A 13,630-nucleotide genomic window follows, 5' to 3' on the forward strand; every position below is an offset into this window, starting at 1 on the left:
CGGCGCACAACATGATCGCCAGAGCCATCGACATGCTGACACAATTTCCGTTTGCCTGCCGCAAGGCCGCACCGGATAATCCGTTCCTGCGCGAACTCGTCATCTCATTTGGCAGCGGCGGTTATGTCGCCCTGTTTGAAATTGAAGACACCGCCACCGTCACCATCCTTGCCCTGCGCCATCAGAACGAAGACGATTATCTGTCATGAAAAAACCGGCAGCCGCCACAGACGCTGCCGGTTTTTTTTGCGGGACAGGAAACCTCAGGCGGCGCGCAAATGCCCCAGGAATTCACGCACCTTGCTTTCCAGATTTTCGATCTGGGACGACAAATCGGTCATGCCATGTTCCAGCTTGCCTGCGGCTTCGCCGCCGCTGCTGGCCGCTTCATGGACCGCACCAATGGTTTGAACCACATCGGTCGAACCGTTTGACGCCCGTAACGCACTGTTGGCAATTTCCGATACCACGGCACCCTGTTCGGCAACCGAAGAAGAAATGCCGCTGGTGATATTGTTGATCGACGAAATCGTTTCGGTCACTTTTTCAATCGCCTCGACCGTCACCCGTGTTTCCGTCTGGATCGAACCGATTTGCTGGGCGATTTCATCGGTGGCCTTGGCTGTCTGGTTGGCAAGGTTTTTGACTTCCTGTGCCACCACGGCAAATCCCTTGCCCGCTTCACCGGCACGGGCCGCCTCAATGGTCGCATTCAGCGCCAGCAAATTGGTCTGGGAGGCAATGTCATTGATCAGGCTGACCACCTCGCCAATCCGTTCTGCCGCCACGGCAAGACCGCTGACCATTTCATTGGCCCGCGCGGTTTCATCAACCGCCGCCGTGGCAATCGATGCCGATTCATTGACCTGCCCGCCAATTTCATTGATCGAGGCAGACAATTCTTCGGTCGCCGCCGCAACGGTTTGCACATTTTGCGCCGCTTCATTGGCGGCATTGGACACCGCCAGACTTTGGCTGATCGAATTTTCCGCCGACTGGCGCATCTGACGGGTGGATTGCATCATCCCCTGTGTCGCCTTTTGCACCGACGACACGATCAGGCCAATCGACTGTTCCAGTTCGGTCGCCAGACGGTTGCGTTGATCGACACGGGCCTGTTCGGCCTGTTTTTCGGCGGACAATTTGTCGGCTTCGGCCTTGCTCATATGGTCGGCGGTTTCTTTCCAGCGCACTAGGCCATTGGCGATAATGCCGATTTCATCAACCCGGCCGGTATAGGCAACATCGCCTTTGAAATCGCGGTCCACAAACCGCAAAATGGTCTGCCCCAAAACCCGCAACGGGCCCAGTTGCCAGCGCAGAACCCCAAACAGAATGCCCGCCGCAACAATCGCAACCACCAGACCGGCAATCATGATGCGCAGGCCGATGGCGTTTGACACTTCGACCACTTCGGCCTTTTTGATGCCGACATACAAAATGCCCTGCACATCCCCGGCAGGATTGAAAATCGGCGAATATTGGGTGATGTATTCGGTGCCCAGAATAAGCGCCTCACCGCGAAAGGTTTGCCCCGCCATGATCGGCGCATAGGCTGCACTGCCATTGCCCAGAACCGTACCAACCGCACGTTCGCCATCGGGTTTGATGATATTGGTCGAAACCCGGACAAAATCCTGTTTGTCCTGTTCCCATTGAAACACCGTGGCGGTTTGCCCGGTCGCCAGACCAATCCGGTCAATCAGCTGATGCGACGACAAATCGGGAATTTCCGGCCAGACAAGGCCCGATGTTTCCCCATCACCGGCAATTTTGACCTGAAAGTCAGGATAGCTGTCCTGAATCAGCAAGGACGCCACCCGCAAATTCAGCTTCTGCGTCTGCAAACTGGTATTGCTGACTTCTTGCCCGATGCGCTGCATGATTACGCCGCCCAGAATCAGAATACCGGCAACCAAAACCAGAATGGCAACGCCCGCAACCTTGAAAATCAGACTTTTATTCATACCCACTACCCCTGAGCACCCAAAACCGCCCCGTTGATTATACTATGGTAGTATACACCAACAGGTGTATTATTAGAATGGTTCTTGTGATGAATTGTCACAGTTGTATTTTGGAAATGAAAAAATCAATTCAAGTTCTTTGTTTGTATTCTTTTGAAAGAAGAACACTTTCGGCATAATCCGGGCCGCAAAGAGGACTTCAATCCCGGACGGGTTCGGCCTGCAATATCGTTCCGTCTATTGCCGTGATGCGGATTTTATGCCCCGCAGGCAGATCGATCCCCGTATTGACCCGCCAGATCGTGCCATCGAGATGAATACGGGCCTCGGCATTTTGCGTGGCGTCAACAAGGCTGACAACACGACCAAACAAATGCTGGCCGCGCTGGTTCAAATGCGGGTGATCGGTGGTGTTCTGACGGCTGGCAAACCATTTGCGCCCGGCGACGGTCACAACCACGGCAAAAACCGCAAAAATCAGAAACTGAAATTCAATCGCCATGCCCGGAAGGATCAGGCTGACCAATCCGGTGATCCCGGCCGCCACGGCAATCCACAGGAAAAAGACCCCCGGCGCCAGCAATTCCAGCACCAGCAAAACAACGGCAAAAATCCACCAGTGCCAGAAGGTCACACTTGTTTCGGTCAAAAATTCCACGGCGCGGCTCCTCCGTCAGGCTCAGTCTTTGGCATCCCACGGTCCGGCTTTCGGGGCCGAAGATTTGGCCGCACTGCTTTTGGCGGTCGATGCCCTTGCCACCGGCGCTTTCCCGGCATCCGTCGTACCCAGATTGCGCAGCAATTCGGCAACCCCGCCGATTGAACTGACAACGCCCGATGCCTCCAGCGGCATGAAGACCAGCTTGCTGTTGGGGCTGGACCCGATATGCATCAGGGAATCGACATATTTCTGGGCGACAAAGTAATTGATGGCATTGATGTCGCCTTCGGCAATTGCCTTGGACACCACAAGGGTTGCCTCGGCTTCGGCCTGGGCTTCGCGTTCGCGGGCTTCTGCATCGCGAAAGGCAGCTTCGCGGCGGCCTTCGGCCTCCAGAATTTTCGATTGTTTTTCGCCTTCGGCCCGCAGGATGGCGGCTTCGCGCGATCCCTGCGCTTCCAGAATCTGGGCGCGTTTTTCACGTTCCGCCTTCATCTGGCGGCCCATCGCATCGACCAGATCACGTGGCGGCGTGATATCCTTGATCTCAACGCGGGTCACTTTCACCCCCCACGCATCGGTCGCCGCATCCACCACATTCAACAAACGGTCATTGATGGTATCGCGTTGCGACAGCAACTGATCCAGATCCATCGACCCGACCACGGTGCGCACATTGGTCATCGACAGATTGAGAATGGCAAATTCCAGCCGGTTGACCTCATAGGCGGCGCGTGCCGCATCAATCACCTGAAAAAACACCACACCATCAACCGTCACCATCGCATTGTCGGCGGTAATGACTTCTTGTGACGGCACGTCCAGAACACTTTCCATCATGTTCATTTCGCGACCGATGCGGTCGATAAACGGCACGATGATATGCAAGCCGGGACTAAGGCAGCGCGTAAACCGCCCGAACCGTTCCACGGTGTACTGATACCCCTGCGGTACAATCTTGACGCCAAGAAAAACAAGAAAAAGCGCAAGGACAACGATAAAACCGGTAAATATCGAAAAATCAGACGTCAGCCACTGCATCATGTACCCCGTTTTTCTTTGGTTGTTTCAAAACGAAACTAAAGATTTACCTCAAAAACAGCAACGTGTTTATCCGCCAGGCCCTTATGGCACTGCGACCTGCCCTCTCTTTGATCGGGGCAGGGTGGCGTCGGGTGACATTGGATGACATTGGGCCGGGCGGCCCTCAAGGCGCACTTCCCCCTTGCGGTTCCGGCTTCCGGCCTTCCGGGGACAGCGGAAAATAACGGCCGTGAAAGCCCGTGCCCACAAATGCGGGAACGGGACTCAGGACAGACGCCGGGCCTCCGCAGCCTCACCAACAAGCCCGCCATCGGACCCACCACCCGCTCTCGCAGCGCCCGACAAAACCGGATGCTGCCCGAAACTGTCAGGAGAGATTCCGGTCCGGCAAGCCACCCACAAGACGCATCTCGGGCGTCCTGACAAATGGCCGGGTTAGCGGACCTGCAAAGGACCACCGTAATGGCTTTTCCACCTGCCGGTTATCGTCTTGCGGGGTCGCCCGCCGCCTTGTCTGTCTCTGTATCGCTGCATCATCATCTCTTTCATCTGGCGCCAAACGCAAAAACCCGCAAAGCATCAAGCCTTGCGGGTTTCGGTCCGGGCGGATTTGTCCCGTTGATTTTTCTCTTATGCCACGGCGAAAAGAACAAATCGAGAACTTTTTTCAAAAATCGGAAAATAATTTATCGCGTCAGGAAATCCCGACCTTTTTCAAGGGTTTCGCCGACATCATCTCAGGTTGAGAATCAAAAAACATAACGATCTAAAATATTGATTTTTCAGTAATTTGATCAATATCAATCGCAACATGCTACGGCAGGCGCATGGTGCGGCCATGTGTAAAAACAGGCTTCGCCCCCTTTTCTCGATTCTAATCGCCTTGTCGCTGATCGGCGGCAATATGGCGGCGGGAAAAGTGCAGGCATCCGGCCTGCATGGTTCAGCGCCCCTTACCGAAATCATCATCTGCACGGCCAATGGCGAACCGGCAAAAATCCTTGTCGATGCGCAAGGAGTTCTCAGCGACCCGCAACAAGACTGCGGCTGTCCGCTTTGCCCTGATTGTTTGCAAACCGGCACATTTTATCTGACCCCGGCTGATGTTGTGCTTTGGCGCAAGCAACCTGTCTTTAGCCCTGCCCGTACCGGACAGACCGATCTTGTAAGCCAGCGTCATTTCTCGCTGGCAAGCGCCCGTGCGCCACCGTTCCCGCAAAAGGCCTGACACCATGACGCCCCCGTATATCTGCGCGCCCAAAATTTCTGACATAATCCCGCTCAGGGATTTTCTCCGGCCCTTTCTGGCAGCATTGCTTTTCATGCTGCTGCCCTTGGCCGCATCGGCGCAAACACAGCCCCATCTTTCCCGTTTTCTGACTGAAATGCCTGCCGCGTCCTTGGTGGCGGGCGCGGACAGCTATGGCCCGATCAGCAAGGATGTCCCGGTTGCCCCTGTGTTGCGGGATGGTGAGACCATCGGCTGGGCCTTTATCACCTCTGATTTTGTCGGCACCACCGGTTATTCCGGCAAACCGATCCATGTCATGATGGCGGTTGATGCCGATGCCAAAATCATTGGCGTCAAACTGGTCAAGCATTCCGAACCGATTGTCCTGATCGGCATTCCCGACGCCAAAATCGCCGCCCTGACCGAAGGCTATGTCGGGTTTGACCTGATAACAGCGGTGGATGGTTCAAGCCACGAACTGAACATCATTTCCGGCGCGACCGTCACCATCATGGTGATTGACGATTCGATCATCCGGTCCGGCCTGCGGGTGGCCCGCGCCCTTGGCCTTGGCGGGTTATCTGTGGCACAGGCCGCCACAGGTCCGACCTTTGACATCAACCCCGATGCCAAGGCGGCGTCGGACTGGCTGACACTGGTCGGGGACGGAACCATCCGGCGCATGTCGCTGGATATCGGACAGGTCAACAACGCCTTTGCCGCCATGGCCGACCCCCGCGCCGCCGAACGGCCCATTGACGGCACACCCGATGATAATTTTATCGACATGTATGCCACCCTTGTCAGCATCCCGGCAATTGGCGAGGCCGTGCTGGGTGATCGCGGCAATGCCAATCTGCGCACATGGCTGAAAGACGGCGAACACGCCATTCTGGTGGCCGGACGCGGACAATATTCCTTCAAGGGATCAGGCTATGTGCGCGGCGGGCTGTTTGACCGCATCCAGCTTATTCAGGGCGACATGTCGGTACGGTTCCGCGACCGCAACCACCGCCGGGTCGGGGATATCTTCGCCGATGGTGTGCCCGAACTGTCCGAAATGGATCTGTTCAAAATTCCCGCCGATGCCGGTTTTGATCCAACCGAACCGTGGCGGTTACAGCTTTTGGTTCAGCGTGATGTCGGTGCCATCGAACGGGTTTACACCACCTTTGACATGGGGTGGCAGGCCCCGGCGCAATATCTGCGCCAGATGGCCCCGGCACCCTCCCTTGCCCCGGTTACTGCCGAAATTGATAGCGATGAACAGGCCGCCAAAACCGCCCTGTGGCAACGCATCTGGCGTGACAAGACGCTGGAAATCGCCGGTCTTGCCATCATGCTGGCCGTCCTGACCGCCGCCTTTTTCTTTCAGGGTTTTCTGACACGTTCCGCCGCCGTCACCTTCTGGTTCCGGATTGGCTATCTGTCGGTCACGCTGGTTTTTCTGGGCTGGTACGCCAATGCGCAACTCTCTGTCGTCAATCTGATGGCACTGGGCAGTTCGTTGATCTCCGGCTTCACCTGGGAAGCCTTCCTGCTGGACCCGCTGACCTTCATCCTGTGGTTTGCGATTGCGGCTGCCCTGATTTTCTGGGGACGCGGAGCCTATTGTGGCTGGCTGTGCCCGTTTGGTGCCCTTCAGGAACTGACCAACCGCATCGCCAAATTTTTCCGCGTGCCGCAATGGACCCTGCCCTGGGGTCTTCATGAACGCTTGTGGGCGGTGAAATACATCATCTTTTTGGGTCTGCTCGGCACCATGCTGGCCTCGGTCGATCAGGCCGAAAAACTGGCCGAGGTCGAACCCTTCAAAACCGCCATTGTCCTGAAATTCGACCGCGCCTGGCCCTTTGTCCTCTATGCGCTGGTGTTGCTGGGCATCGGGCTGTTCGTCGAACGGTTTTTCTGCCGATATCTCTGCCCGCTGGGCGCTGCACTGGCGATTCCGGCGCGCATCCGGATGTTTGACTGGCTCAAACGATACCGGGAATGCGGCAGCCCCTGCCAGACCTGTGCCCACGAATGCATGGTGCAGGCCATCCACCCAACAGGAGAAATCAACCCCAACGAGTGTCTCTACTGCCTTCATTGTCAGGTGCTGTATCAATCCGAACACAAATGCCCGGTCGTCATCAAAAAGCTCAAACGGCAGGAAAATCTCCTGGCCGGTTCCAAAGGCGCAACAGAAGCGCTGGAGCGGTTCATGACCAAAAATCCCAATCCCAAGGAGAATAGAAATGTCTGACACGACACCCAAATCCGGCATCAGTCGCCGCGATCTTCTCAGTGCTGCGGCAAGCGGGGCTGCCCTCGTCGGCGCGGCCGGTGCGACCCGCATGGCAATGGTTGGCGGTGCAACCGGTGTTGCAACCCTTGCCGCCACCAGCGGCGCAAATGCCGCAACCACCACCGCCAATGCGCATCTCGCACCGGGCGAACTGGATGAATATTACGGTTTCTGGTCGTCGGGCCAATGTGGCGAAATGCGCATTCTGGGCATCCCGTCGATGCGCGAACTGATGCGCGTTCCGGTATTTAACCGCTGTTCGGCAACCGGTTGGGGGCAAACCAACGAAAGCCTCAAGATTCTGACCGAAAACATGTCGGACAGAACCCGGAACTTTCTGGCCGCCAATGGCAAAAAAGTGCATGATAATGGCGACCTTCACCATGTCCATATGTCCTTTACCGAAGGCAAATATGACGGTCGTTTTCTGTTCATGAACGACAAGGCCAACACCCGTGTTGCCCGTATCCGTCTTGACGTCATGAAGCCCGACAAGATCCTTGAAATTCCGAATGCCAAGGCCATTCACGGCCTGCGTCCACAAAAATGGCCGCGCACCAATTACGTCTTTGCCAATGGCGAAGACGAAGGGCCGATGATCAATGACGGCAAAATCCTGGATGATCCGTCGCAATATGTGAATTTCTATACCGCCATTGATGCCGACGAAATGCAGGTCGCATGGCAGGTAATGGTCTCGGGCAATCTTGACAACACCGATGCCGATTACGACGGCAAATACGCCTTTTCGACCAGCTACAATTCCGAAATGGGCATGAATATTGCCGAAATGACCGCGTCCGAACTGGACCATGTTGTGGTCTTTAACATCGCGGAAATCGAAAAAGGCATTGCGGCGGGTGATTTCATCGAACTGAACGGTGTAAAAGTGATTGATGGCCGCAAAGGCCAGAACAAAAACTATACCCGTTATATTCCGATCCCCAACAGCCCGCATGGCTGCAACATGGCCCCGGACAAGAAACATCTGTGCATCAGCGGCAAACTGTCACCAACCGTTTCGGTGATTGATGTCACCAAACTCGATGCGGTGTTCTATGATGGTGCCGAACCGCGTTCGGTCGTGGTTGCCGAACCGGAACTGGGGCTTGGTCCGCTACACACTGCCTTTGACGGGCAGGGCAACGCCTTTACCACCCTGTTCCTCGACAGTCAGGTGGTGAAATGGAATATCGACAAGGCGGTTCGCGCCTATGCCGGTGAAAATGTCGATCCGATCATTACCAAGGTCGATGTCCATTACCAGCCGGGTCACAATTCGACCTCGATGGGTGAAACCCTTGAAGCCGATGGCAAATGGTTCATTTCGATGAACAAGTTTTCCAAGGATCGCTTCCTCAATGTCGGGCCGCTGAAACCCGAAAACGAACAATTGTTCGCGCTTGAGGGCGACGAGATGATCCTGATGCATGACGGCCCGACCTTTGCCGAACCGCATGACTCGATCATCGTTCACCGCTCGCTGATCAATCCGCTGAATGCCTGGGACCGTCAGGACCCGATGTGGGCCGATACCCGCAAACAGGCCGAAGCAGACGGTGTGGATATCGACGATTATGCCGATACGGTGATCCGGGATGGCAACAAGGTTCGGGTTTACATGACATCGCAGGCCCCGACTTTCAGCCTGGAATCCTTCACGGTAAAGGAAGGCGACGAAGTCACCGTGATTGTCACCAATCTTGATGACATCGATGATCTGACCCACGGCTTTACCATGGGCGATCATGGCGTTGCCTTCGAGGTCGCCCCGCAGGCCACCGCATCGGCAACCTTCGTTGCCGCCAAACCGGGTGTTTACTGGTATTACTGCCAGTGGTTCTGCCATGCGCTGCACATGGAAATGCGCGGCCGTATGCTCGTCGAACCCCGGAGCGCCTGAGCCATGAAACGCCCCGTCCTTCTGCTTGTCGCCATGCTGATCCTGCCGCTGCATTTCGCCGTGGCCGGACAACAATGGGTTCCGGCACAGGCCGGGGCGCTTGTAACTGCCATCGCCGGGGCCAATCCCGGCGATGTCCTGCTTCTGGCACCGGGCCGTCACGATGGCCCGGTGGTGCTGGACCGGGCCATCACCCTTGATGGCGGTGGTACGGCCATCCTTGATGGCGGCGAAACCGGCAGTGTCATTACCGTGACCGGCACCGATATCGTCATTCGCGGGCTGGAAATCACCGGATCGGGATCAGAACACGAAACCATCGATTCCGGGGTGCAGCTTTTGCGCAGTGCCGCCCGTATTGTGGTCGAAGACAACCGTATTCTGGGCAATCTGTATGGCGTCGATATTCATGGTGCCACCGACAGCACGGTACGCAACAACACCATTGTCGGGCGCACCGGATACCGGGTCAATGCGCGGGGCAATGGTGTTTATGTCTGGAATGCGCCGGGTACACTGGTTGAAAACAACGATATCCGGCTGGGCCGCGACGGCATTTTCGTCAATACCTCGAACCGGGGCATTTTTCGCGGCAATCTGTTTCGCGATCTGCGTTTTGCCGTCCATTACATGTATGCCAACGATTCCGAGGTGTCGGGCAATATTTCCATCGGCAATCATCTGGGATACGCCCTGATGTTTTCCAATCGCATCAAGGTGCGCGGCAATATGTCGCTGGCCGATCGCGATCAGGGATTGATGCTGAATTACGCCAATAACGCCGATGTCAGCGACAATCTGGTGCGGGGCGCGGGCGGCAAATGCGCCTTTATCTACAACGCACATCGCAATCTGATCAATGGCAACCGGTTTGAAGGCTGCGCGATTGGCATTCATTTTACGGCCGGGTCCGAACGCAACGCCCTGACCGGCAATGCCTTTATCGGCAATCAGACACAGGTCAAATATGTCGGCACCCGCGACGTAGAATGGAGCTTTGATAACCGTGGCAATTTCTGGTCTGACCATCCGGCTTTTGATCTGGATGGCGATGGCATTGCCGATGGCCGCTTTCGTCCCAACGATCTGATGGACCATATCCTGTGGTCACAACCCGCCGCCGGTTTGCTGCTGGGCTCGCCCGCTGTGCAGCTGATCCGCTGGAGTCAGGCCCATTTCCCCGCCACCCTGCCCGGCGGGGTGCTGGACAGTTTTCCGCTGACCCGCGCCGTCGAAATCAAGGTTTCCAAAGAAATCACCGCCATGGAGGCCGAGGCCCGCGCCCGCCCCGCATGGTTGCATGAAAGGTTTGAAGATGTGTCTGACCCTCTCACAAGTCACTAAGCTTTATGACGGCAGGACCGTGCTGGATGATGTTGGTTTTGACGTTGCACCCGGCGAACGGGTCGCCCTGCTGGGCCATAATGGTGCGGGCAAATCAACATTGATGAAAATCATCCTTGGGCTGATCACCGCTGATCAGGGCACGGTGTCGGTTCTGGGCGATGCACCCGGCAGCCATACGGCCCGCGCCGGAACCGCCTATCTGCCGGAAAATGCCGCCTTTCACCCGGCCCTGACCGGGGAGGAGCAAATCCGGTATTACCTGCGCCTGCGCAGTCAGGACCCCGACCTTGCCCCGGCCTTGCTCGCACGGGTCGGACTGGCGGATGCGGCAAAACGCCGGATCGGTACCTATTCCAAAGGGATGCGTCAGCGGGTCGGTCTGGCACAGGCATTGATCGGCAAGCCACGCCTGATGGTACTGGACGAACCGACCAGCGGCCTTGACCCGGTATCGCGCCGCGAATTTTACGAGATTCTGGATGAACTGGCACTTGAGGGTGTCGCCATCCTGTTATCGTCCCACGCCTTGACCGAGGTCGAAGCCCGCACGGATCGCATTGTTATCCTGTCGGGCGGCGTCATGGTTGCCAATGATACGCTGGGCAATTTGCGCCGTCGGGCTGCCTTGCCGATCCGCCTTCAGGTTTCCGCCCATCCCGGAAGTGCCGATCAGGTTGCCGACAAATTGTCCGGTGGCCGTCGCAATGGGGTGATGGTCGATCTGACCTGCGGTTATGACGACAAACTGGCCCGGCTGGGCGATATCGCTGCCCTTGGCGCGATGATTGACGATGTTGAAATCATCCCGCCCAGTCTTGAAGATATCTATAGCCATTTTAGCAAAGGGGCCGCGTCATGACCCGTATTCTGGCATCCGGTCGCGCCGAATTCCTGATTGCGCTGCGCAATCGCTGGGTCACCATTGCGGTGGTGATGATGGCGCTGTTTTCCATGGTTTTATCTGCCGCTGGCAGTGCTCCCACCGGGGCACTGGGGGCAGATAAACTGTCCGTCACGGTTGCCAGCCTGACATCCCTGGCAGTCTATCTGGTGCCGCTGGTCGCCCTTTTGATGTCGTTTGATGCCGTGGCGGGCGAAGTCGAACGCGGCACCTTGCCGCTGGTTCTGACCTATCCGGTATCGCGCGCCGAATTGTTGCTGGGCAAGTTTACCGCCCATCTCGCCATTCTCGCGCTTGCGGTCGCGGTCGGTTATGGCATCGCGGTGATCGCCGCCATGGTCATGGACCCGCGTGCGGCCCTTGGCATTCCGGCCCTTGTCCGGCTGTTCTGGACCTCGCTTTTGCTTGGTGCCACCTTTCTGGGCATCGGATATGCCATTTCCGCCTTTGCCCGCCGTCCCGGTGCTGCGGCCGGTCTGGTGATCGGGCTGTGGCTGGTGCTGATTGTGCTGTATGACCTTGGGCTTCTGGCGGCGATTGTCGCCGATGATGGCGGGGTTTTCACCACACAGGTTTTCCCGTGGCTGTTGCTGGGCAATCCGGCGGATGCCTTTCGTCTGTATAATCTTGCCGCGTCCGAGGCCACAGCCGCCGCCGCAGGCATTGCCGGGGCCGCCAACAGCATCCCGCAAATCCATGCCCTTGCCTCGATCATGCTATGGCCGATTGCCGCTTTCGGGCTTGCCCTGATGGCCTTTCGCAAGGTGACGCCATGACCAAAATCCTGCTGGTTGCCATCACGCTTTTGACCCTGACCGCCTGTCGCGAGGACGAGGCCGCAAACCTGCCCGCCCCTGTCGCCATGACCGCCGAGGCCGTCGGCCATTACTGCCAGATGAACATCCTTGAACATCCCGGCCCCAAGGCACAAATCCATCTGGATGGCATGCCCCATCCGCTGTTTTTCAGTCAGGTCCGCGATGCGGTTGCCTATCAACGCATGCCCGAACAAAGCCACGCCATCCGTGTGATCTATGTCAGCGACATGTCACAGGTGACAGACTGGAACGTGATCGGCGCAGATAATTGGATTCCCGCCATATCGGCGCATTATGTCGTCGGTTCAAACCGGGTCGGTGGCATGGGGGCGGCCGAACTTGTGCCATTTTCAAACCCCGATGATGCCGCGCGTTTTGCCAAACTTCATGGCGGGCAGGTCATGACGCTGGATGACATCGCCGATGTCGCCGTGCTGTCGCCGGTCGCCATCAACCCGGTCGCCATCAGCGAAGATGACGATGATTACCGTAACCGCCTCAAACAACTCCGTCAGGAGGGCGAAAATTAAAATGACCCAAGTGTCACGACGCCGTTTTTTAATGATTTCCGCCGCCACGGCGACCCTTGCCGGTTTGCCCGGCATCGCCCGTGCCGCCCTTCCGGTCACTCATTGGCGCGGGGTGGCGATGGGGTCTGCGGCCTCAATCAGCCTTGCCCATCCCAATGCCGATGCAATCATCCAGCGCGCCCTTGCTGAAATCGCCCGGCTGGAAAACATCTTCAGTCTCTATCGACCCAATTCAACCCTGATGCAGCTTAATGCACATGGCCGGATCGACGCACCACCATTTGATCTGCTTGAATGTCTGGGCCTGTGCAATGCCGTACATACCGCCAGCAACGGCCTGTTCGATCCAACGATCCAACCCCTGTGGCAGCTTTATGCCCGACACCATGCCAACGGGCAGGCTCCGCATCCCGACGCCATCAAAACCACCCTGTCGCAAACCGGCTGGAACGGGGTGGGGTATGATCAGAATGGTGTGCAGTTTGACCGCCCCGGCATGGCCATCACCCTGAACGGGGTGGCGCAAGGTTATGTTGCAGACCGCGTTGCGGCCCTGTTGCAGGCCGAAGGCCTGACCGACATTCTGGTCAATACCGGCGAATTTCACGCCCTTGGCGGGCATCCCGATGGCGGTGACTGGCCGGTGTCGATTGATACCGGATCAAGCATTCTGACCGATGCTGTCCCCTTGCGCGACCGCGCACTGGCAACATCATCCCCCCGCGGCACAGTGTTTGATGCGCAAGGCAAAGTCGGCCATATCCTTGACCCGCGCAATGGCGCAGCGGGTAAAAGTCCGTGGCAAAGCATCAGTGTTTCCGCACCCGATGCCGCCCTTGCCGATGCGCTCAGCACTGCCATGTGCCTGATGACCCGCCCGGAAATCACCGCCCTGCTGGCAGCGTTTCCCAAGGCGCGGCTGGTGCATCTCGCCTGAC

The 13,630-nt window shown here is 57.2% G+C and carries 13 protein-coding genes; 9 read left to right on the forward strand and 4 right to left on the reverse strand.

What is annotated here, in order from left to right:
* Window positions 1-11 precede the first annotated feature (11 nt).
* Window positions 12-209 carry a type II toxin-antitoxin system RelE/ParE family toxin gene (locus Q8O73_RS19795; protein ID WP_305559935.1) on the forward strand — a complete coding sequence of 66 codons (198 nt, stop codon included), beginning with the start codon at window positions 12-14 and terminating at the stop codon, window positions 207-209.
* A gap of 54 nt (window positions 210-263) precedes the next feature.
* Here Q8O73_RS19795 and Q8O73_RS19800 read toward each other — a convergent pair whose 3' ends face one another.
* The 3 genes from Q8O73_RS19800 to Q8O73_RS19810 form a co-directional block, all read right to left on the reverse strand.
* Window positions 264-1,967 (reverse strand): methyl-accepting chemotaxis protein, encoded by a 1,704-nt coding sequence (locus Q8O73_RS19800; protein WP_305559936.1) that lies wholly within the window; start codon window positions 1,965-1,967, stop codon window positions 264-266.
* Window positions 1,968-2,166: 199 nt separating this feature from the next.
* Window positions 2,167-2,625, reverse strand: a complete 459-nt coding sequence (locus tag Q8O73_RS19805; protein WP_305559937.1) for an NfeD family protein — start codon at window positions 2,623-2,625, stop codon at window positions 2,167-2,169.
* A gap of 21 nt (window positions 2,626-2,646) precedes the next feature.
* Window positions 2,647-3,672, reverse strand: a complete 1,026-nt coding sequence (locus Q8O73_RS19810; RefSeq protein WP_305559938.1) for an SPFH domain-containing protein — start codon at window positions 3,670-3,672, stop codon at window positions 2,647-2,649.
* A gap of 462 nt (window positions 3,673-4,134) precedes the next feature.
* Here Q8O73_RS19810 and Q8O73_RS19815 point away from each other — a divergent pair, with 462 nt between their 5' ends.
* Window positions 4,135-4,434 (forward strand): hypothetical protein, encoded by a 300-nt coding sequence (locus tag Q8O73_RS19815; protein WP_305559939.1) that lies wholly within the window; start codon window positions 4,135-4,137, stop codon window positions 4,432-4,434.
* A gap of 181 nt (window positions 4,435-4,615) precedes the next feature.
* Here the strand turns inward: Q8O73_RS19815 and Q8O73_RS19820 are convergent, their stop codons facing one another.
* The gene (locus Q8O73_RS19820; RefSeq protein ID WP_305559940.1) at window positions 4,616-4,996 is read right to left on the reverse strand and encodes a hypothetical protein; all 381 of its coding nucleotides are present in this window, start codon (window positions 4,994-4,996) and stop codon (window positions 4,616-4,618) included.
* Here Q8O73_RS19820 and Q8O73_RS19825 point away from each other — a divergent pair.
* From Q8O73_RS19825 to Q8O73_RS19855, 7 genes are read left to right on the forward strand one after another with little or no spacing between them, the layout of a single operon-like run.
* Complete coding sequence (locus Q8O73_RS19825; RefSeq protein ID WP_305559941.1) at window positions 4,995-7,151, forward strand: NosR/NirI family protein; 2,157 nt, start codon at window positions 4,995-4,997, stop codon at window positions 7,149-7,151. The two genes, Q8O73_RS19820 and Q8O73_RS19825, sit on opposite strands and share 2 nt — an antisense overlap.
* Window positions 7,144-9,096, forward strand: a complete 1,953-nt coding sequence (gene nosZ, locus Q8O73_RS19830) for a TAT-dependent nitrous-oxide reductase (protein ID WP_305559942.1) — start codon at window positions 7,144-7,146, stop codon at window positions 9,094-9,096. Before Q8O73_RS19825 ends, nosZ begins: the two co-directional genes overlap by 8 nt.
* A 3-nt stretch (window positions 9,097-9,099) precedes the next feature.
* Complete coding sequence (locus Q8O73_RS19835; protein WP_305559943.1) at window positions 9,100-10,440, forward strand: nitrous oxide reductase family maturation protein NosD; 1,341 nt, start codon at window positions 9,100-9,102, stop codon at window positions 10,438-10,440.
* Window positions 10,412-11,302: an ABC transporter ATP-binding protein gene (locus Q8O73_RS19840; RefSeq protein ID WP_305559944.1), complete on the forward strand. Its 891-nt coding sequence runs from the start codon at window positions 10,412-10,414 to the stop codon at window positions 11,300-11,302. The genes Q8O73_RS19835 and Q8O73_RS19840 overlap by 29 nt, the downstream gene beginning before the upstream one ends.
* On the forward strand, window positions 11,299-12,120 hold the full coding sequence (locus tag Q8O73_RS19845; RefSeq protein ID WP_305559945.1) for an ABC transporter permease: 822 nt from the start codon (window positions 11,299-11,301) through the stop codon (window positions 12,118-12,120). The genes Q8O73_RS19840 and Q8O73_RS19845 overlap by 4 nt, the downstream gene beginning before the upstream one ends.
* On the forward strand, window positions 12,117-12,692 hold the full coding sequence (locus tag Q8O73_RS19850) for a nitrous oxide reductase accessory protein NosL (RefSeq protein WP_305559946.1): 576 nt from the start codon (window positions 12,117-12,119) through the stop codon (window positions 12,690-12,692). Before Q8O73_RS19845 ends, Q8O73_RS19850 begins: the two co-directional genes overlap by 4 nt.
* A 1-nt stretch (window position 12,693) precedes the next feature.
* A complete protein-coding gene (locus tag Q8O73_RS19855; RefSeq protein WP_305559947.1) occupies window positions 12,694-13,629 on the forward strand; it encodes an FAD:protein FMN transferase in 936 nt (311 codons plus the stop codon).
* Window position 13,630 lies beyond the last annotated feature (1 nt).

Source organism: Thalassospira sp. (assembly GCF_030690045.1).
Taxonomy (GTDB): domain Bacteria; phylum Pseudomonadota; class Alphaproteobacteria; order Rhodospirillales; family Thalassospiraceae; genus Thalassospira.